17 protein-coding genes are annotated in these 17,090 nt (G+C 66.6%); 6 read left to right on the forward strand and 11 right to left on the reverse strand.

Going from position 1 to position 17,090, the window contains the following annotated elements; genetic code table 11:
- Window position 1 precedes the first annotated feature (1 nt).
- The 9 genes from gspD to gspG all read right to left on the reverse strand — a co-directional run bounded on the left by gspD (window position 2) and on the right by gspG (window position 8,040).
- Window positions 2–2,317 (reverse strand): type II secretion system secretin GspD, encoded by a 2,316-nt coding sequence (gene gspD / locus E5P2_RS05210; protein ID WP_162566095.1) that lies wholly within the window; start codon window positions 2,315–2,317, stop codon window positions 2–4.
- Window positions 2,318–2,319: 2 nt separating this feature from the next.
- A complete protein-coding gene (gene gspN / locus E5P2_RS05215) occupies window positions 2,320–3,117 on the reverse strand; it encodes a type II secretion system protein N (RefSeq protein ID WP_162566096.1) in 798 nt (265 codons plus the stop codon).
- Between the two features lie 13 nt (window positions 3,118–3,130).
- On the reverse strand, window positions 3,131–3,703 hold the full coding sequence (gene gspM, locus E5P2_RS05220; protein ID WP_162566097.1) for a type II secretion system protein GspM: 573 nt from the start codon (window positions 3,701–3,703) through the stop codon (window positions 3,131–3,133).
- Window positions 3,700–4,908 carry a type II secretion system protein GspL gene (gspL, locus tag E5P2_RS05225; protein WP_162566098.1) on the reverse strand — a complete coding sequence of 403 codons (1,209 nt, stop codon included), beginning with the start codon at window positions 4,906–4,908 and terminating at the stop codon, window positions 3,700–3,702. The genes gspM and gspL overlap by 4 nt, the downstream gene beginning before the upstream one ends.
- 134 nt (window positions 4,909–5,042) lie before the next feature.
- Window positions 5,043–6,107, reverse strand: coding sequence for a type II secretion system minor pseudopilin GspK (gene gspK / locus E5P2_RS05230; protein WP_162566099.1), 1,065 nt, complete (start codon window positions 6,105–6,107; stop codon window positions 5,043–5,045).
- Window positions 6,104–6,751 (reverse strand): PulJ/GspJ family protein, encoded by a 648-nt coding sequence (locus E5P2_RS05235; RefSeq protein ID WP_162566100.1) that lies wholly within the window; start codon window positions 6,749–6,751, stop codon window positions 6,104–6,106. The genes gspK and E5P2_RS05235 overlap by 4 nt, the downstream gene beginning before the upstream one ends.
- Entirely contained in the window at window positions 6,751–7,125 is a 375-nt protein-coding gene (gene gspI / locus E5P2_RS05240; protein ID WP_162566101.1) for a type II secretion system minor pseudopilin GspI, read from the reverse strand. Before gspI ends, E5P2_RS05235 begins: the two co-directional genes overlap by 1 nt.
- Entirely contained in the window at window positions 7,122–7,625 is a 504-nt protein-coding gene (locus tag E5P2_RS05245) for a prepilin-type N-terminal cleavage/methylation domain-containing protein (RefSeq protein ID WP_162566102.1), read from the reverse strand. Before E5P2_RS05245 ends, gspI begins: the two co-directional genes overlap by 4 nt.
- Window positions 7,600–8,040: a type II secretion system major pseudopilin GspG gene (gspG, locus tag E5P2_RS05250; RefSeq protein ID WP_162566103.1), complete on the reverse strand. Its 441-nt coding sequence runs from the start codon at window positions 8,038–8,040 to the stop codon at window positions 7,600–7,602. The genes E5P2_RS05245 and gspG overlap by 26 nt, the downstream gene beginning before the upstream one ends.
- 64 nt (window positions 8,041–8,104) lie before the next feature.
- On the opposite strand from gspG, the gene E5P2_RS05255 reads away from it, so the two are divergent.
- Window positions 8,105–8,602, forward strand: a complete 498-nt coding sequence (locus E5P2_RS05255; RefSeq protein WP_162566104.1) for a type II secretion system protein N — start codon at window positions 8,105–8,107, stop codon at window positions 8,600–8,602.
- Window positions 8,603–8,624: 22 nt separating this feature from the next.
- Here E5P2_RS05255 and ilvA read toward each other — a convergent pair whose 3' ends face one another.
- Complete coding sequence (ilvA, locus tag E5P2_RS05260) at window positions 8,625–10,178, reverse strand: threonine ammonia-lyase, biosynthetic (RefSeq protein WP_162566105.1); 1,554 nt, start codon at window positions 10,176–10,178, stop codon at window positions 8,625–8,627.
- Window positions 10,179–10,427: 249 nt separating this feature from the next.
- On the opposite strand from ilvA, the gene E5P2_RS05265 reads away from it, so the two are divergent.
- A complete protein-coding gene (locus E5P2_RS05265; protein ID WP_162566106.1) occupies window positions 10,428–10,877 on the forward strand; it encodes an OsmC family protein in 450 nt (149 codons plus the stop codon).
- Window positions 10,878–10,895: 18 nt separating this feature from the next.
- On the opposite strand, the gene coq7 is transcribed toward E5P2_RS05265, so the two are convergent.
- On the reverse strand, window positions 10,896–11,525 hold the full coding sequence (gene coq7, locus E5P2_RS05270; RefSeq protein WP_162566107.1) for a 2-polyprenyl-3-methyl-6-methoxy-1,4-benzoquinone monooxygenase: 630 nt from the start codon (window positions 11,523–11,525) through the stop codon (window positions 10,896–10,898).
- Between the two features lie 282 nt (window positions 11,526–11,807).
- On the opposite strand from coq7, the gene E5P2_RS05275 reads away from it, so the two are divergent.
- The 4 genes from E5P2_RS05275 to E5P2_RS05290 all read left to right on the forward strand — a co-directional run bounded on the left by E5P2_RS05275 (window position 11,808) and on the right by E5P2_RS05290 (window position 17,086).
- Entirely contained in the window at window positions 11,808–13,043 is a 1,236-nt protein-coding gene (locus tag E5P2_RS05275; RefSeq protein ID WP_162570343.1) for a porin, read from the forward strand.
- Window positions 13,044–13,232: 189 nt separating this feature from the next.
- A complete protein-coding gene (locus E5P2_RS05280; RefSeq protein WP_162566108.1) occupies window positions 13,233–14,216 on the forward strand; it encodes an ABC transporter permease in 984 nt (327 codons plus the stop codon).
- Between the two features lie 2 nt (window positions 14,217–14,218).
- Window positions 14,219–15,469 (forward strand): M20 aminoacylase family protein, encoded by a 1,251-nt coding sequence (locus E5P2_RS05285; RefSeq protein WP_162566109.1) that lies wholly within the window; start codon window positions 14,219–14,221, stop codon window positions 15,467–15,469.
- A 30-nt stretch (window positions 15,470–15,499) separates the two neighbouring features.
- On the forward strand, window positions 15,500–17,086 hold the full coding sequence (locus E5P2_RS05290; RefSeq protein ID WP_174262639.1) for an ABC transporter substrate-binding protein: 1,587 nt from the start codon (window positions 15,500–15,502) through the stop codon (window positions 17,084–17,086).
- The last annotated feature ends 4 nt before the right edge of the window (window positions 17,087–17,090 follow it).

A 17,090-nucleotide genomic window follows, 5' to 3' on the forward strand; every position in this document is an offset into this window, starting at 1 on the left:
GTCAGGGCAGTTCCTGCCGGGTCGACGGATCCGCGGTCGGCGGCAGCGCGCCCTTGAGCGGCGTGCTGCCCAGCGGTGGCTGCGGCGGCGCGGGCGGCGGGATCAGCCGCGTGCCCTCGATGCGGCGGCTCGAGTCGCCGCTCGGTGCTGGCGCCGGCGCCGGCGGCGCGAAGGGGAACGGCGGCAGCACGGCTGCCGCGTTCACGCCGTTCAACATCGGGTTGTCGGTCCTGGGTTGCAGGTCCTTCTGCATGGCGCGGATCGAGTCGTAGCGTTCGTTGGCCAGCGCCTCGCCCGATGCGTTGTCGCGGATCACGACGGGCCGCAGGAACACCATCAGGTTGGACTTGGTGCGGCTGCGCGTTTCGCTCTTGAAGAGGTTGCCCAGGATCGGCACGTCGCCCAGGCCCGGCACCTTTTCGTCGCTGCGCGAATACTCGTCCTGCAGCAGGCCGCCGAGCACGATGATGCTGCCATCGTCGACGATCACGTTCGATTCGATCGAGCGCTTGCTGGTGGTGGGGCCGTTGGGGTTGTTCGCGGTGGAGGCCACCACGCTCGACACCTCCTGGAAGATCGTCATCTTCACGCTGCCGTCCTCGCTGATCTGCGGGCGCACGCGCAGGGTCAGGCCGACGTCCTTGCGCTCGATGGTCTGGAAGGGATTGACGGTGTTGGTGGTGCTGCCGGTGTTGGTGTACTGGCCGGTCACGAAGGGCACGTTCTGGCCGACCACGATCTTGGCTTCCTCGTTGTCGAGCGTCAGCAGGTTGGGCGTCGACAGGACGTTGCCCTCGTTGTTGCTTTGCAGGAAGCGCGCCAGGAAGCCGAGCACGTACTGCCCGTTGACCTTGTGGCCGATGCCGAAATTGAAGCCGGTCGAGGGGCGCGTGGTCGGGTCGCCGGTTGCGAGGCCGACCGCGAGGTCGACGATGTTGGCGCCGGCCAGGCTCGAATTGGTGCCGATCACGCCGACGTTCCGGTTGCCGGCGCCGCCCAGGGCGCTCTGCCACTGGATGCCGAAGTCGGCCGCCTTGTCGGCATTGACCTCGACGATCAGGCTTTCGATCATCACCTGCGCGCGGCGGCCGTCGAGCTTGTCGATCACGGCCCGAAGCTGCCGGTACTGCGGCTCGGCGGCGGTGATGATCAGCGAGTTGGTCTGCGGGTCGGCCTGGATCTGGCCGCCGGTCGATGGCGGTGCGACGCCGTTGATCGGCGTGCTGGCCGCCGTGCTGGTGCCCTGCGAAGAGCTGCCCATTGCACTATTGGCCTGCGCGGCGGACTGGGTGCCGAGGCCGCTTTGCGGGGTGGCCGCGCCGCCGGCGCTGCTCGCAGCGCTGCTGCCGCCGCGCGCGTCGCTCGCCATCGCGGCGCGCAGCGTGGTGGCCAGGCGCACGGCGTCGGCGTTCTTGAGGTAGACGACGTAGATGTTGCCGGCTGCGCCGTTGCCGTTCTCGATCGGGGGGCGGTCGAGCTTGTCGATCAGCGTGCGCACGAGTTGGACGCGTGCCGGATTGGCCGCGCGCACGATGATCGCGTTGCTGCGCGGCTCGGCCAGCAGCGTGGTGCGGAACGAGGCGTCGGCGTTGCCCGGCGCTGCGACGGCCGGGCCCGTGCCGCTGCCGCCTTCGATCAGCCGCGTGACCAGCGGAACCAGGTCGGTGGCCACCGAGTACTTGAGCGGGATCACCTCGAGATCGGACGCGTTCGGCACGTCGAGCGCGGCGACGATGCGTCCGATGCGGCGCATGTTCTCGGCATAGTCGGTGATCACCAGCGAATTGTTGCCGGGGTTGACGTTGATCGTGTTGTTGGGTGGGATCAGCGGGCGCAGCACCGGCAGCAGGTTGTTGGCCGATTCGTAGTTGAGCTTGAAGACCTGCGTGACGATCTGGCTGCCGCTCACGCTCGCGGTGGCCGGCGTCGAGGTGGTCACCGCGCTGCTCTGCAGCTTGGCGTCGGCTTCCGGCACGATCTTGTAGAGGCCTTCGGACTGCACGATCGCGAAGCCCTGCAGCCGCAGCACGGAGGCGAACTGGTCGAAGGCCGCGGTGGGGGAGATCGGGCGGTCCGTCTGCAAGGTGATGGTGCCCTTCACGCGCGGATCGACCACCACGTCGCGGCCGGTCACCACCGCCATGGTCCGGGCGACGGATTCGATCTCGGCATTGGTGAAGTTCAGCGTGATCGGCTCGCCGCGGCGCGGCGCGGTGGCTTCCTGCGCGAAGGCGGCCGGGATGCAGGCGGTGACCAGCATCTGGGCCGCGAGTGCGACCGTGCCGATGCGTTTCGCGAACGAGGATAGTGGCTTCATGGTCAACCCAGTGTGATGAGCGAGCGTGCGCCTTCGCGCCGCCCGATGATGTTGAGCAGGTTCGACAGCGCATCTTCGCGGCCCGACGCGGCGCTGGCCTCGCCGTCGAAATGCAAGGCGGTGCCGTTCCAGCGGCCGCTGCCGTTGAGCTGCAGGCTGCCTTCGCGGGTGGTGAGGAGCAGCGTCGGCGAGGGGCCGCCTTCGAGCGCGAGGTGGTAGCTGCCCATCGGCCTCAAGGTCGAGAGGCTGGAGGAGATGTCGATCGCGTCCAGCGTGGCGCGGCCCGCGAGCGCCAGCTGCGGGCCGTTCCAGCGCATGACGAAGGCCTGCATCGCGATGTTCAGGACGCCCTCGGGCTTGAGCGTGTTCCATGGCGCGCCGAACCCGCTGAGCATCGCGGCCGGCCAGCGCGACTGGCCGTCCCGCCAGTCGAGTTCGAATCCCTTCGGCCGCGGCAATGCCTTGAACTGCAGCGGCTGCGCCGCGCAGCAGGGAAGGTCGAGCGCGACGGCCATGCCGCCCCAGCGCGGGCGCAGCGTCCAGCCGAGCATCCCGGGCAGCGAGATCGATTCGGCGCCGCCGGCGCCGCTGGAAAACACGACGCCGGCGGTGCCGTTCCAGATCGTGCCGCGGGCGTTGACCAGCTGCAGATGGCCGTTGCTCCATTGCGCGAGCGCGGCCGCGAGCCAGCGCGCCGGCGCGAAGAGCGAGAGGGCTGCCGCGGCGCCGATCAGGATGCCGAGCACCGCCCAGCGCCAGCCGGCGGCAGGCGGGGAGGAGAGGGCGGCCCGGGTCACCATGGAGGTTGGTCGCTCAGCGCGCCGGCAGGCTCATGACCATCGTCCCGTCCCAGCGCACGTGGGAGGTGTCGGCGGCGTTCTGCGCGGGTGCCGGGCGGCCGGGTGGAGAGGACGACGGCGTGTTGCTGCCCTGGGCGGCGCGCGTCAGGTGCGCCTCGCGCGGCACGGCGCGCGCATTGCTGCGGGCCTGCGCAAGCCATTGCGCGAGCGCTTCGGCCGGCGCGCCCCTCATGGCGATCGTCACGCCTTCGCCGGCGTTCGCGGATTGCAGTTGTGCGTTGGGTCCGAAGTTGTCGCGCACCGAGGTCTCGAGCGCACGCAGCGCGTCGCCGCGGTTCGCGCGCGGCTGCGCCTGGAGTGTCTTGGCCTGCATCTGCAGGCTGGTCATCTGCTGCAGCTGTGCATCGAGCCGTGCATGTTCGGCGGCGGCCGACGACAGCGTGCCCAGCGCCGGCGCCAGCGCGAGCCACCAGATCAGCGCCAGCGCGACCAGCGCCGCCGCGATCGCGATCAGCCGCTGCTCGCGCGGCTCGAGCTCGGGCCACCAGGCCTGCCAGCGCGCCTCGAGGGCATCGATCCATGTCATCGCGCGGCCTCCGCCTGGACGAGCAGAAGATCGCCTTCGCTGCGCGCGCCGTAGCCGCGCGAGGACAGCGCGGTCGCAAGGCTGTTCACGTCGCTTTCCTGCAGCCCCAGGCCGCGCAGCCGCAACTGCCCGGCGCTGAAGTCGATGGCGCTCGGGATGCGGCCCTGCGGCAGGCTCGCGGCCAGCGCGGCGAGCATGGGTTCGAGATCCGCCGACGCGACGCCGCCGGTGGCCTGCTGCAGCGCCGCGACCTCGTGCGCCATCTGCACCGGTGCATCGACCACCAGCTTCACCGAAGGGAAGGTCTGGGTCAGGATGCTGCGCACCGCGTTGCGCTTGGCATCGAGGGCATGGCGCTCCTTCCACGCCCAGGCGTTGAGGCCGACGAACTGCGCGAGCACCAGCACCAGCGCGCCCCAGCGCGCGGCACGCCAGCGCGGCGCCAGCCACAGCGCGCGCCAGGTCGCCATCAGCTTCTTGCTGGCGCGGGCGCGGCCGGTGGATGCCAGGTCGAACTGCGCGAGATCCCAGGGCGAGCGGCTGGCCTGCAGCCATCGGGTCGCCGGCTTGACGATCGGGACGGAGCGCCCCAGCAGGCTTTCGGCGGACTCGGCCACTGCGGGTTCGGCCAGCATCGTGGTGTCTTCGGGCAGCGCGCCGGCCAGCGCGATGCCGGCGCTTTCGAGCGGCAGCACCGCGACGCCCTCGCGATCGCAGACCACGAACTGCGCTGCGCCGGGTTCGCCGATCGCGAAAACCATGGCCGGCGAGCCGGCCGGCTGCGGCGCGAATTCGGGGACGATGCGCGTGACACGGCGGCCGGCCCCCTCGAGGGCCTGCACGGCACTGCGCAGCCAGATGCGGTTGCAGGCCGCCACCCACACGGGCGTGCCAGCGCGTGCGCCGGGCTCCAGCGCGAAATGAAGCAGTTCGGGCTCGTCGAGCAGACGATCCTCGAGCAGGCCGTTGAGGACCGAGCGCACGCGCACGGCGCCGCTCATGCTGCCTTGGGGCAGCGTGACCTGATGCCACGACAGCGCGGCCGCCGGCACGCCGAGGATCACCTCTTCGCTGCTCGGCAGCAGCGCCGGCGGTGCACTGCCTTGGGCGCGTAGCTTGCGGCCATCGGTGGACCACAGCGCCCAGCTGTACTCGCCGCCGGCTGGTGCGGGCGCGAGAGGAAGGGTGACGAACAGCAAGGCCATGCGGATGAGGTCGAAAGGGTCGCTATTGTAGGAGCGGGGTGACATGCGACGCTACAGATTTGATAGCGTCTACCATAGATCCTGCGGGCGTTGTACTGATTTTCTATCCGAGTCGTGTGAAGAAGCCCGCAGCTTCAGGGTGTGGGCACGGCGGCCGTGGCGCCGGCACCACGTTCGCGCCACACGATGCGCACGTTGATGCCGTCGCGCTGCAACAACGAGCGCTCTTCGACCCAGGTGCGATCGATGCGCAATCGTCCGTAGACCTCGAAGTAACTGGTCGACACGCTGTAGGACCCGCCGGTCAGCTGGATCGAAGTCCCGGCGAGCAGCGCGGATGCGTCGTCGACGGTGCGAAAGTAACTGTGCGTACGCTGCGCGACGAGCCGCTTGGCGCCGGCCAGGTCGAGTGTCGGGACGCTGGCGAACAGCGCCTCCGCGCTGGCGGTGTTGATGTTGAGCGGCGTGCGCGCCGGCAGGATGGTGACGTAGGGGTCCAGCGCGGCCACCGTGGAGGGTGACAGGCCGAGCCAGACGAGCTGATAGACGTGCTGCGGAAGGAGCGGCCCGGCGGCCGAGCTGTCACCTGTGCTCGTGACGGTGGTGGGCGCCGGGGCAGCGCCGATGACACCCGGCGCTGCCGCCGCGGCTGGCGTGCTCGCATTGCTCGCCGGCAGCGCGCGCTGCAGGTTCGTGGTCAGGATCCCGACCTCCTGCACCGGCAGGTCCAGCAGTTCGAACAACTTGGTGAATGCGGCAACGGCCGTCGCGACCGGTTTTCCGCCATCCACCAGGTTCAGCACATTGAGCTTGGACTGGGCATCGACGATACGGCCAGAAAGAAAGGCCTCGGGCAGGCCCTCGACGGCGTCGCTCGCGACGTTCTTGTCGGCGGACAGGAAGCTCGACAGCTTGGCTTCGGCGAGCGGGACCGCCCACGGCTCGGCCAGATGATCCGCGCCATTGCCGCCGCCCGCGCGCGCGTCCTCGCGCAGGATGAGTCGCGACCAGTCGAGCGCACCGACGAGTACCCAGGCCGATTGCATCCGTGCGCGCTCGGCCGCCTCGACCTCGACCGCGCGCCACTGCTGCCACAGCGCCGCCGCGGCGAAGGTCGCGACCAGCGTCACGGTCAGCATGGCGGTCAGCAGGGCGGCGCCGAGCTGGCGGCCACGGTGGGGGTGGGCGCGGCGCTTCATGACTTGGGCGCCGTCGCGGACGGTCGGACCCAGTCCTTCGTGAGCATGCCGGCGAGCGCGGGGCCGGGCGGCAGACTCAGGACCAGGCGAATGCCGTCGGGCTCTGGCGTGGCCGCCCCGAGTTCGTCGGCACCGACCGCGGGACTCCAGCTGCCGTTGCGGAAGTAATAGAGCTGCCAGGCAGCGACCGGCATCAGGCTCACATCGGCGCCCTGCGCCTGGGCGTTGCCGTCCTGGCCCCACGCGGCGGCCTGGTCCCAGGCCTGCTGCCAATCGGGCCGGCTCGTGATGCCGGGCGACTGCCATCGATGCCAGCGCGCGCCCACCGCGGCGTCGGCGCGCAGGGTCCAGGCGACGACGTAGACCATGGGGGTGGTGTTGTCGGTGCTGCGTCGCGTGAGCCGCAGAACCCGGCCGTCCCAATCGATCGCGCGGACCTGTGCCAGGGCCACCGTGGCGTCGAGGTCGGTGTTCCATTGCGTCAGCGTGGTCTGCAGCGTCAGCACCGCGTCGCCGCGCTCCCGGTTCTGCGCCTGCGCGCGGGCCATTCCGTCGAGGCCGCGCCAGCTCATCAATGCGAGCAGCGCCATGATCGCGATGGCGACCATGAGCTCGATCAGCGTGAAGCCGCGGGACGGACGCATCAGTAGCGCGCCACGACGGTGGACAGCTGCAGGAGCGGCGCGTCGGCGGCATCCCGCACCTGGACGTCGACGCGCCGGAAGTTCGGGTTCAGGGTCGGCGAGGTCGATACCGTCACGCCGAAATCGACGTTGGCCTGGGTGCAGACCGAACCCGCATCGCCGATCGCCGGCATCTGCTGGGCGAGGCGGGCCTTGACGAGCTCGTTCTCGGCGCAGAGCTGGGCCAGCAACATGTCCGACTGGCGCTGCGCGTTGCGCGTGAGCGCCATCGTGGCCTGCGTGCCGGCCATCAGCGCGATGGCGACGATGCCCAGCGCGACCAGAACCTCGATCAAGGTGAAGCCGCGCAGGGCGGACCGGCGCTGCCGCTTCATGGAGAAATCACCGCGAAAGGGCGCAAGCCGTCGGTCCCGATGCGCAGGCTGTGAGGCGGCGTGCCTTCGGCGGTCAGCACCACTTGCTGTGCAGGGATGATCGGATCCGGGCCCAGTTGCAATGCCGCGATGGCCGAACCGTCGGCGGCCAGGGGCTGCGCGCTGATGCCTTCGGCAAGCCACGAGCTGGGCAGCGCACCGGCGGGCAAGCCATCGAAGCTGAAATCGGCGGGTCCTTGCGGCGTGAGGCGCCAGCGAACCACGACGCCGCTGGCGCGCGATTGTGCGCGCGCGGATTCAAGCAACGCGGCGAGCCGCTCGGCTTCGCGGTCGATCCCGGCGCTGCCCGAATCGCGCAATGCGAGCCCGACGCCGGCCGTTGCGAGCGCGATGATGGCGACGACCACCAGCAGTTCGAGCAGCGTGAAGCCGCCGATCCGGCGGCGGATGCGACCGAGCCGACCCCAGCGCCGGCTATTGCCAGCTGCCGATGTCGGCATTCTTGCCTTCGCCGCCGGGCTCCCCGTCGGCGCCGAGCGAAAACACGTCGACCTCGCCCTTGACGCCCGGATTCAGGTACTGATAGGGCCGGCCCCAGGGATCGTTGGGCAGCTTTTCGACGTAGGGCTTCCAGTTGGGCGCAGCGGGCCCGCTGGTGGGACGGGTGAGCAGGGCCTGGAGACCCTGTTCGGTCGTCGGATAGCGCTGGTTGTCGAGCCGGTAGAGCTTGAGCGCCTGCATCAGGTTGTTGACGTCGGTCCTGGCGGCGGTGACGCGGGCATCGTCGGCGCGCTCGATGACGTTCGGCACGATCAGCGCTGCGAGCACGCCGATGATGACGAGCACGACCATGAGTTCGATCAGGGTGAAACCGCGCTGGAGTGCACGTGCGGGAAGGCGATGGGAGAGGGTCATGAAGATGGGGCGAAACGTCGAGGCGGCGGTCGCGCCGCGGTTGGCTGAATGATAATCCGGCCCCATGTCCGTTCCCTATGCACCCGCCCGCTGGCCCGCAGCCACTGCGACGGCCGTCCTGTGGGCCCTGGCGGCCGCGAGCTGCGTGTTCTGGGGATTGCGGTTGACGGCGCCGTCCGATGCGATCGCACCGCCCGCCGTGGTCACGGCGCCGGCCACCGTGGACACGGCGGCGGTCGCGCACCTGCTGGGCGCTACCCCCTCGCAGGTCGTCGCGCCGACTGCGCCCGATGCAGCGAGCCGCTTCGTCCTGCTCGGCGTGGTGGCCGACACCGATCGTCAAGGTGCGGCCCTGATCGCGGTCGACGGCAAGCCGGCACGGCCCTTTCGGGTCGGCGCCAGGATCGGCGAGAGCTACGTGTTGCAGTCGGTGAGCGCGCGCGCCGCGACATTGGGCACAGGACCCGACTCGGCGCCGGCGTTCACCTTGCAGTTGCCGGTTCAGCCGCTCGCGGTGATGACGCCGCCGGCCGCGCCAGTCGTGCCGGCCGCGCAACGCTGACGGCGCCGGTCGCGCCGCGAACTCAGGCCTGCAGAAAGAGCCGATACACCGGATTGCCGGTTTCTTCCACGAACGGATAGTCGAGCGTCCGGAGGAACTCGTCGAAGGCGGCGTGGTCGGCCGACGGTACCTGGAGTCCCACCAGGATGCGTCCGTAGTCGGCGCCCTGGTTGCGATAGTGAAACAGGCTGATGTTCCAGTTCGGCCGCATCAGGTTCAGGAATTTCAACAACGCGCCGGGCCGCTCGGGGAACACGAAGCGCAGGAGCCGTTCGTCCTGCGCCAGGCCGGTTCGCCCGCCGACCATGTGCCGGATGTGTTCCTTGGCGAGTTCGTCATGCGTGAGGTCGATGGCGCCGAAGCCGTGGGCGACGAAGGTCTCGGCGATCGTCCTGGATTCGCCACGCGTCGTCGTGGTCAGGCCGACGAACACGTGCGCTTCCTTGGTATCGCTGATCCGATAGTTGAACTCGGTCACGTTGCGCGACACACCCGGCAACTCGCCCACCAGTTCGCAGAAGCGGCGAAAGCTGCCGCGCTCCTCGGGAATGGTTACCGCGAACAGCGCCTCGCGCTCTTCGCCCACCTCGGCGCGCTCGGCCACGAAGCGAAGCCGATCGAAATTCATGTTGGCGCCGCAGAGGATCGCCGCGTAGGTCTCGCCCCGCGTGCCGTGTGCCTCGACATACTGCTTGATGGCGGCCACGGCGAGTGCGCCCGCAGGTTCGACGATGCTGCGGGTGTCGATGAACACGTCCTTGATGCCGGCGCACACGGCATCGGTGTCGACCGTGACGAACTCGTCCACCAGCTCGCGCGCGATCCGAAAGGTTTCCTCGCCGACGAGCTTGACGGCAGTGCCGTCGGAAAACAGCCCGACATCGCTCAGCGTCACCCGCTCGCGCGCCGAGACGGATTGCAGCATCGCATCCGAATCGTTCATCTGGACGCCGATCACCTTGATCTCCGGCCGCACGGCCTTGATGTAGTTGGCCACGCCCGAGATCAGGCCGCCGCCGCCGATGGCGACGAATACCGCGTCGAGCCGACCCTGGTGCTGGCGGAGAATCTCCATCGCGATGGTGCCCTGACCGGCGATCACGTCGGGGTCGTCGAAGGGATGCACGAAGGTCAGGCCGTGCAGCTTTTGCTGCTCGAGCGCATGTACGTAGGCATCCGAGTAGCTGTCGCCGTGCAATTGCACCTCGCCGCCCAGTGCCCGCACGGCGTCGATCTTGAGCTGAGGCGTGGTCACCGGCATGACCACCACAGCGCGCGTGCCAAGTTTGCGGGCGCCTAGTGCCACGCCCTGGGCGTGATTGCCGGCGGAAGCGCAGATGACGCCGTTGGCGAGTTGTTCGGCGCTCAGATGTGCCATCTTGTTATAGGCGCCACGCAGCTTGAAGCTGAAGACGGGCTGCTGATCCTCGCGCTTGAGAAGCACCGTGTTGCCGAGTCTGGCGCTCAGTGCATGCGCCGGCTCGAGAGCGGATTCCACCGCGACGTCGTACACACGGGCCGTCAGGATCTTCTTCAGGTAGTCGGCAGGGGAGAGCGGCGGGTTCGGCTTGGACATGGAGCAGCGATCATAGGTCCGTCGTCGTGGCGCCCGGCGCGGCAAGAAAAAAGCCCCGGGCCTTGCGGCCCGGGGCTAAATCCACCAATTGGGAGGGTGGAGGAGACAACCGGTGCACACATCGGTGTGCGATGAAATAAAGTATATCGGTTGTTTGTTGCGTTGCAACAAGCATGTGGCGCTTTTCGAACAAAAATTCACGGCAGCGAACTTTTGCTGCCTGTATGCAACCTCCTGGAGTCCGCATCAATGGAATGCACAGTCAGTTGGACCGGCAACACCGGCACGCGATCCGCCATGGGCTTCGTCGCGGAGACCGGAAGCGGCCATGTCATGGTGATGGATGGCGCCCCGGACGCCGCGAAGCCCGAAAACGGCGGGCAGAATCTTGCGCCTCGGCCCATGGAGACCGTTCTGGCCGGTACGGGTGGCTGCACCGCTTACGATGTGGTCATGATCCTGAAGCGTGGCCGGCACCAGGTCGAGCGCTGCAGCGTCAAGCTGACCAGCGAACGTGCCGAGAAAGACCCGAAGGTCTTCACCAAGATCCATATGCACTTCACCGTTGCCGGCAGGCGGATTCCTGCGGCCGCCGTGGAACGGGCCATCGCCCTGAGTCACGAGACTTATTGTTCGGCCAGCATCATGTTGGCCAAGACAGCTGAAATCACGACCAGCTTCGATCTGATCGAAGCCTGAGCGCAGGGCTGCGCCGGTTCAGATGCGGTGCGCGACCGTCGTCATGACGCGCGATGCCCAACGCATCAGCCCTTTCACGGGTGCGGGCAGTTCCGTCGCGCCCGCACTCCATGCCTGCGCTGCGTGGCGTGCCTCGTCCAACTTCATCTGGGTGATCACGGCTCTCGAGGCGGTGTCGCCCGCGGGCAGGCGGCCAAGATGGCCATCCAGATGTGCTTCCACCTGCCGCTCGGTCTCGGCCACGAAACCCAGGCTCAGCGGATCGCCGAGGCGGCCGGCGATCATGCCAAGTCCCAGTGCGCCGGCATACCAGAGCGGATTCAGCAAGGAAGGCCGGGCGCCCAGTTCGTCGAGCCTTTGCTGTGTCCAGGCGAGGTGGTCGGTTTCTTCGCGCGCGGCTGCCGTGAAGTGACTGCGCAGGACCGGGTCCCTGGTGACCGCCGCTTGCCCCGTATACAAGGCTTGTGCGCACACCTCGCCCACATGATTGACGCGCATCAAGGCGCCGGCCTCACGCCGTTCCGCGTCGGTCAACTCGCCAGCTGGAACGGGTGGCAAGGGGGCCGCTCGGGTGGCGTGCGGTTTTGCGAGCAGGGTGCGCAGCGCGGCATCCGTCAGCTCCAGGATGGAATCTAGAGATCGGTTCATGGGCCGATTGGAACCCACGCGGAATGAGGATCCGACGCGGCGGTCTTTTTCACATCGTGGTGCGGCGAAGGCCGTCAAAAATCTGTTGCACCACTGCAACGAAACATTGCGCCCTTCGGAGATTTCGGCGGAATTGCTTTGCCCTGAAGAAGCGCCTCTGGTGCAATAGCGACAACTTCCCAAAAGGAGGTTGGCCCGGGGTCCGGTGGGAGCACAAAGTGCCAGTCACGGTGAGCCCTTCGCGCCGGAGCCCTATGTTTAACCTTGGAGAAACTTGCAATGATGAAAAAATCTCTAGTTGCCTTGGCTGCACTGGCTGTTGTCGGTGTGGCCTCGGCTCAGTCGTCCGTGACGCTGTTCGGCATCGTGGACGCCTCGATCAGCGGCTACACGAACAAGTCGGAAGATCGGAACTTCGCGACCCTTCTGAACCCGTTCTATGTGAACCAAGGTAGCGTGAAGACGAGTCAGACCGTGTTGGCCAATTCGGGCTACAACTCCAGCCGTTTGGGCTTCCGTGGTACGGAAGACCTCGGTGGTGGCCTGGCAGCCAGCTTCTGGCTCGAAGCCCCGATCAGCAACGATGACGGCCAAACCGGCGTCAGCACCTTCGCGCGTCGTTCGACGGTCAGCCTGTCGGGTGGTTTCGGTGAAATCCGCCTGGGTCGTGACTACACCGCGACGTTCTGGAACGACACCGTGTTCGATCCGTTCGGCACCAACGGCGTCGGCACCAGCCTGGTGTTCCGGGCGAACGCTGGCTCCAATGCCTTCCCTGGCTTCGTGAATTCGAACACTGGTGGTGTGACCAACGTGGGCGGTAGCAACTATGTTCGCGCAAGCAACATGATCGGCTACTTCCTGCCGCCGAACCTGGGTGGTTTCTACGGTCAAGTTCAGTACGCCTTCAACGAGAAGACGCACTTTGACTCTGGCATCCCAGCGATCGCCAACACGAACCAAGACACGCGCACGGGCCGTTACGTGGGTGGCCGTTTCGGCTACGCCAACGGTCCTCTGGACGTCGCGGCTTCCTACGGCGAAAGCACGATCGCCAGCGCTTTCGGTCCGGGCACCACCACCAACCTGGACTCGTTCAACCTGGGCGCTTCGTATGACTTCGGTCCTGCCAAGCTGTTCGGCGAATACTCGCGGACGAAGAACAAGGTTGACTACGCGATCGCTCCGCTGGTTCGCGCCAACGACATCAAGGTCGACGGCTACCTGCTCGGCGTGACGGTGCCGGTCGGTCCAGGCTTGATCCGCGCTTCGTACGGTCATGTCAAGTACGACTACAACCTGCCGTTCTCGACGGTGGGTGATCCGAAGGCTGACCAACTGGCTCTTGGCTATGTGCACAACCTGTCGAAGCGCACTGCGCTGTACGCCACGGTTGCCTACATCAAGAACAAGAACGGTGCGAACCTGACCACCGGCGGCCCCGCTTTCTACACCGCTGGCGTCTTCACCCCGAAGAGCTCGATCGGCTACGACTTCGGTATCCGTCACGCTTTCTGATTTGACGCTGGCGTCAGCCAGCTTCGAATGAAAAGCTCAAAAGCCGCCCGACGCGAGTCGGGCGGCTTTTTTTTGCCCGCGTCAATTTGCCCAGGACAAAGAAGCGCTCCGATCTGGTGCGACCCCCGGGGAACCCCCGCATGGGCACGCACATTGCTCTGCTAGCATCGTTGCACACACCCTCTGCTGATGATTGCTTTCGTATTGCGCCGTTTGATTCAGGCCGTGATCGTGATGGTCGCGGTTGCCTTCATCGCCTTCTTGCTGTTTCAGTATGTCGGTGATCCCATCGTGTTCCTGCTGGGCCAGGATGCGTCTCCCGAGCAAATTCGCACATTGCGCGCCGACCTGGGGCTCGATCAGTCCTTCGTCGTGCAGTTCTGGCATTTTCTTGTCCATGCGGCGCAGGGGGAGTTCGGTCTGAGCCTGCGGCAAGGCGCCAAGGTGTCGCGCCTCATCGGAGAGCGCTTTCCGGCCACCCTGGAACTGTCCTTGGTCGCCGCCCTGCTGGCTCTCCTGATCGGCATGCCGATGGGTGTCTACACGGCATTGCGGCGTGGAACGTTCATGAGCCAAGTGTTCATGACCATTTCCCTGCTGGGTGTCTCGCTGCCGACTTTCCTGATCGGCATTCTGTTGATCCTGGTCTTTGCCGTGATGCTGAGTTGGTTTCCCAGTTTCGGACGTGGCGCCACGGTGCAGCTCGGCTGGTGGAGCACTGGCCTGCTCAAGGCTGACGGCTGGTACCACATCGTGCTGCCGGCAGTGACGCTGGCCATCTTCCAACTCACGTTGATCATGCGGCTCGTACGCGCCGAGATGCTCGAGGTATTGCGCACCGATTACATCAAGTTCGCCCGTGCCCGAGGCCTGTCGGATCGCGCCATCCATTTCGGCCATGCGCTCAAGAACACCTTGGTGCCGGTGATCACCATCACCGGCCTTCAGCTGGGAGGGCTCATCGCGTTCGCGATCATCACCGAGTCCGTCTTCCAGTGGCCCGGCATGGGCCTGTTGTTCATTCAGGCAGTGACCTTTGCGGACATTCCGGTCATGGCAGCCTATCTTTGCCTGATCGCCCTGATCTTCGTCGTCATCAACCTGGTGGTCGATCTGCTCTACTTCGCGGTCGATCCTCGGCTTCGCGTCGGCAATGCCGCGGGAGGCCATTGACGATGTCGCAGCCGCGCATTCAGGCCTCGGGACGGGCGTTCTCCCACATCGCGCGCTTCTATCCCGAGATCACCGCTTTCCGCCGAGATCTCCATGCGCATCCCGAACTCGGTTTCGAGGAGGTCTACACGGCCGCACGCGTCCAGGAAGCGCTGAAGGCATGCGGCGTGGACGAGATCCACACCGGCATCGGCAAGACGGGCGTGGTCGGCGTGATCCACGGCCGCGGTACAGCCAGCGGCCGCATGATCGGCCTGCGCGCGGACATGGATGCCTTGCCGATGTGCGAGGACAACGAATTCTCCTGGCGCTCCGCCAAGACCGGATTGATGCACGGCTGCGGCCACGACGGCCATACGGCGATGCTGGTCGGGGCCGCCCGCTACCTTGCCGAGACACGCGACTTCGACGGCACGGCCGTGCTCATTTTTCAACCCGGAGAAGAGGGCTTCGCAGGCGCCCGCGTGATGATCGAAGACGGCCTGTTCGACCGCTTCCCCGTTGAATCCGTCTACGCCATGCACAACTGGCCGGGCCTGCCGGCCGGCACGGTCGGCATCAATCGCGGCGCGATGATGGCCGCGGCCGACCGCATCACGATCGACGTCACCGGCAAGGGCGGTCACGGCGCGCACGCCTATCTGACCGTTGATCCGGTCCTTGTGTCCGCACACATCATCACCGCGGTTCAAAGCATCGTGTCGCGCAACGTGCGCCCCATCGACGCGGCCGTGGTCAGCATCTGCGCCGTCCAGACCGGCGACCTGGGCGCCATGAGCGTGGTGCCGGGGAAGGCCACGTTGGTGGGAACCGTGAGGACCTTCAGCGCCCGCGTGCAGACGCTCGTCGAGCAGCGTCTGGTCGAGTTGTGCAGCGCGGTGGCCGCGGCTTTCGGCGCGACGGCCCAGGTGAAGTTCGAGCACATCTACCCCGCCACCATCAACACCGCGCCCGAGGCTGTGTTTGCCGGCGACGTGGCCCAGTCGCTGGTCGGTGCACACAACGTCGAGCGCAACATGGAGCCGAGCATGGGCGCCGAGGACTTCTCGTTCATGCTGCAGAAGAAGGCAGGCGCCTATCTGCGCATCGGCCAGGACGCCAAGGGCGGCGCCTTCCTGCACAACAGCCGGTACGACTTCAACGATGAAATCCTGCCGCTCGGCGCCGCGCTGCACGCGGGGCTCGTCGAGCAGGGCATGCCGCTGGCCGAGGCCGGCAAATCCAAGAGCAAGCTCGCATCCGCGGCGTCTTGACTCCATCTTCAACCCCGAGGAGTGCTTCCCATGAATCTGAAGAAAAAGAACCTGATCGCCACAACCGCAGGGATGGTGCTGGCTGGCGCGAGCCTGGTGGCGAGCGCGCAGACCATCCGGATCGCGAATCAGGGGGATGCACTCTCGCTCGACCCGCACTCGCTCAACGAGTCGCTGCAATTGAGCGTGGACGCCAACGTCTATGAAACGCTGGTGGGTCGAAACAAGGATCTGAGCCTGGCGCCGCTGCTGGCCACGAGCTGGAAGCAGACCTCGCCGAACGTGTGGCGCTTCGAACTGCGCAAGGGCGTTCAATTTCAGGACGGCACGCCGTTCACCGCCGACGACGTGGTGTTCAGCTTCGCGCGCGCGAAGGGTGACGGCTCGGACATGAAGGCCACGCTGAACGAGGTCAAGGAAGTGCGCAAGGTCAACGACTACGCCGTCGAAATCGAAACCGCGGGGCCGTTCCCGATTCTTCCCGACGTGATCTCGCTGACGATGATCATGAGCAAGAAATGGTGCGAGGCCAATCAGGCCGTCAAGCCCGTCGACAAGCGCAAGGGCATCGAGAACACCGCGTCGTTCAAGGCCAATGGCACAGGGCCTTTCAAGGTGCGCGAACGCCAGCCCGACGTGCGGACGGTCTTCGTTCGCAACCCGAACTACTGGGGAAAGATCGAAGGCAACGCCCAGGAGATCATCTTCACGCCGATCGCCAACCCGGCCACGCGCGTCGCCGCTCTGGTGTCGGGCGAGGTCGACGTGATGGAGCCGGTGCCGGTGCAGGACATCGCCCGCGTCAATGCCAGTCCCAACGCGCGCGTCATCTCGGGCCCGGAATTGCGCACCATCTTCCTGGGCATGGACCAGAAGCGCGACGAGCTGCTGTACTCGAGCGTCAAGGGCAAGAACCCCTTCAAGGACAAGCGCGTGCGTCAGGCCTTCTACCAGGCGATCGACATCGTCGGCATCCAGCGCACCGTGATGCGCGGCGCCTCGCGTCCCACCGCCTTGCTCGTCGGCCCCGGCATCAACGGCTGGACCGCCGAACAGGACAAGCGTCTTCCCTACGACGTCGATGCGGCGAAGAAGCTGCTGACCGAGGCCGGCTATCCGAACGGCTTCGAGGTCACGCTGAACTGCCCCAACGACCGCTACGTCAACGACGGCCAGATCTGCCAGAGCGTGGCGGCCAACCTCGCGAAGATCGGCGTCAAGATCAACCTCGCCGCCGAGACCAAGGGCACCTACTTCCCCAAGGTGCTGCGGCGCGACACCAGCTTCTACATGCTCGGCTGGACGCCCACGACCTACGATGCGCACAACGCGCTCAGTTCGCTGACGCAATGCCCAGACGACAAGGGCGCCGGCCAGTTCAACCTGGGCGCCTATTGCAATCCGAAGCTCGACGAGATCACCAAGAAGATCCAGTCCGAGACCGACAAGACCAAGCGCAACGAGCTGATCAAGGAAGCCTTCAAGATCCATGCGGACGACGTCGGCCATCTGCCGCTGCACCAGCAGTCGCTGGCCTGGGGCGTGAGCAAGAAGGTCGAGCTGACCCAGCTGGCCGACAACTTCATGTACTTCAAGTGGATGAGCATCAAGCCTTGAGCGC

Source organism: Variovorax sp. SRS16, assembly GCF_901827165.1.
GTDB lineage: Bacteria > Pseudomonadota > Gammaproteobacteria > Burkholderiales > Burkholderiaceae_C > Variovorax.

Excerpts from the sequence above, each read along its gene's own strand:
- gspI (WP_162566101.1), bottom strand. The coding sequence starts at position 7,125 with ATGAAGCGGCAGCGCCGGTCCGCCCTGCGCGGCTTCACCTTGATCGAG.
- gspN (WP_162566096.1), bottom strand. The coding sequence starts at position 3,117 with ATGGTGACCCGGGCCGCCCTCTCCTCCCCGCCTGCCGCCGGCTGGCGC.
- E5P2_RS05255 (WP_162566104.1), top strand. The coding sequence starts at position 8,105 with ATGTCCGTTCCCTATGCACCCGCCCGCTGGCCCGCAGCCACTGCGACG.
- E5P2_RS05265 (WP_162566106.1), top strand. The coding sequence starts at position 10,428 with ATGGAATGCACAGTCAGTTGGACCGGCAACACCGGCACGCGATCCGCC.
- gspD (WP_162566095.1), bottom strand. The coding sequence starts at position 2,317 with ATGAAGCCACTATCCTCGTTCGCGAAACGCATCGGCACGGTCGCACTC.
- coq7 (WP_162566107.1), bottom strand. The coding sequence starts at position 11,525 with ATGAACCGATCTCTAGATTCCATCCTGGAGCTGACGGATGCCGCGCTG.
- gspK (WP_162566099.1), bottom strand. The coding sequence starts at position 6,107 with ATGAAGCGCCGCGCCCACCCCCACCGTGGCCGCCAGCTCGGCGCCGCC.
- E5P2_RS05285 (WP_162566109.1), top strand. The coding sequence starts at position 14,219 with ATGTCGCAGCCGCGCATTCAGGCCTCGGGACGGGCGTTCTCCCACATC.
- gspG (WP_162566103.1), bottom strand. The coding sequence starts at position 8,040 with ATGACCCTCTCCCATCGCCTTCCCGCACGTGCACTCCAGCGCGGTTTC.
- gspM (WP_162566097.1), bottom strand. The coding sequence starts at position 3,703 with ATGACATGGATCGATGCCCTCGAGGCGCGCTGGCAGGCCTGGTGGCCC.
- E5P2_RS05275 (WP_162570343.1), top strand. The coding sequence starts at position 11,808 with ATGAAAAAATCTCTAGTTGCCTTGGCTGCACTGGCTGTTGTCGGTGTG.
- gspL (WP_162566098.1), bottom strand. The coding sequence starts at position 4,908 with ATGGCCTTGCTGTTCGTCACCCTTCCTCTCGCGCCCGCACCAGCCGGC.
- E5P2_RS05280 (WP_162566108.1), top strand. The coding sequence starts at position 13,233 with ATGATTGCTTTCGTATTGCGCCGTTTGATTCAGGCCGTGATCGTGATG.
- ilvA (WP_162566105.1), bottom strand. The coding sequence starts at position 10,178 with ATGTCCAAGCCGAACCCGCCGCTCTCCCCTGCCGACTACCTGAAGAAG.
- E5P2_RS05245 (WP_162566102.1), bottom strand. The coding sequence starts at position 7,625 with ATGCCGACATCGGCAGCTGGCAATAGCCGGCGCTGGGGTCGGCTCGGT.
- E5P2_RS05290 (WP_174262639.1), top strand. The coding sequence starts at position 15,500 with ATGAATCTGAAGAAAAAGAACCTGATCGCCACAACCGCAGGGATGGTG.
- E5P2_RS05235 (WP_162566100.1), bottom strand. The coding sequence starts at position 6,751 with ATGCGTCCGTCCCGCGGCTTCACGCTGATCGAGCTCATGGTCGCCATC.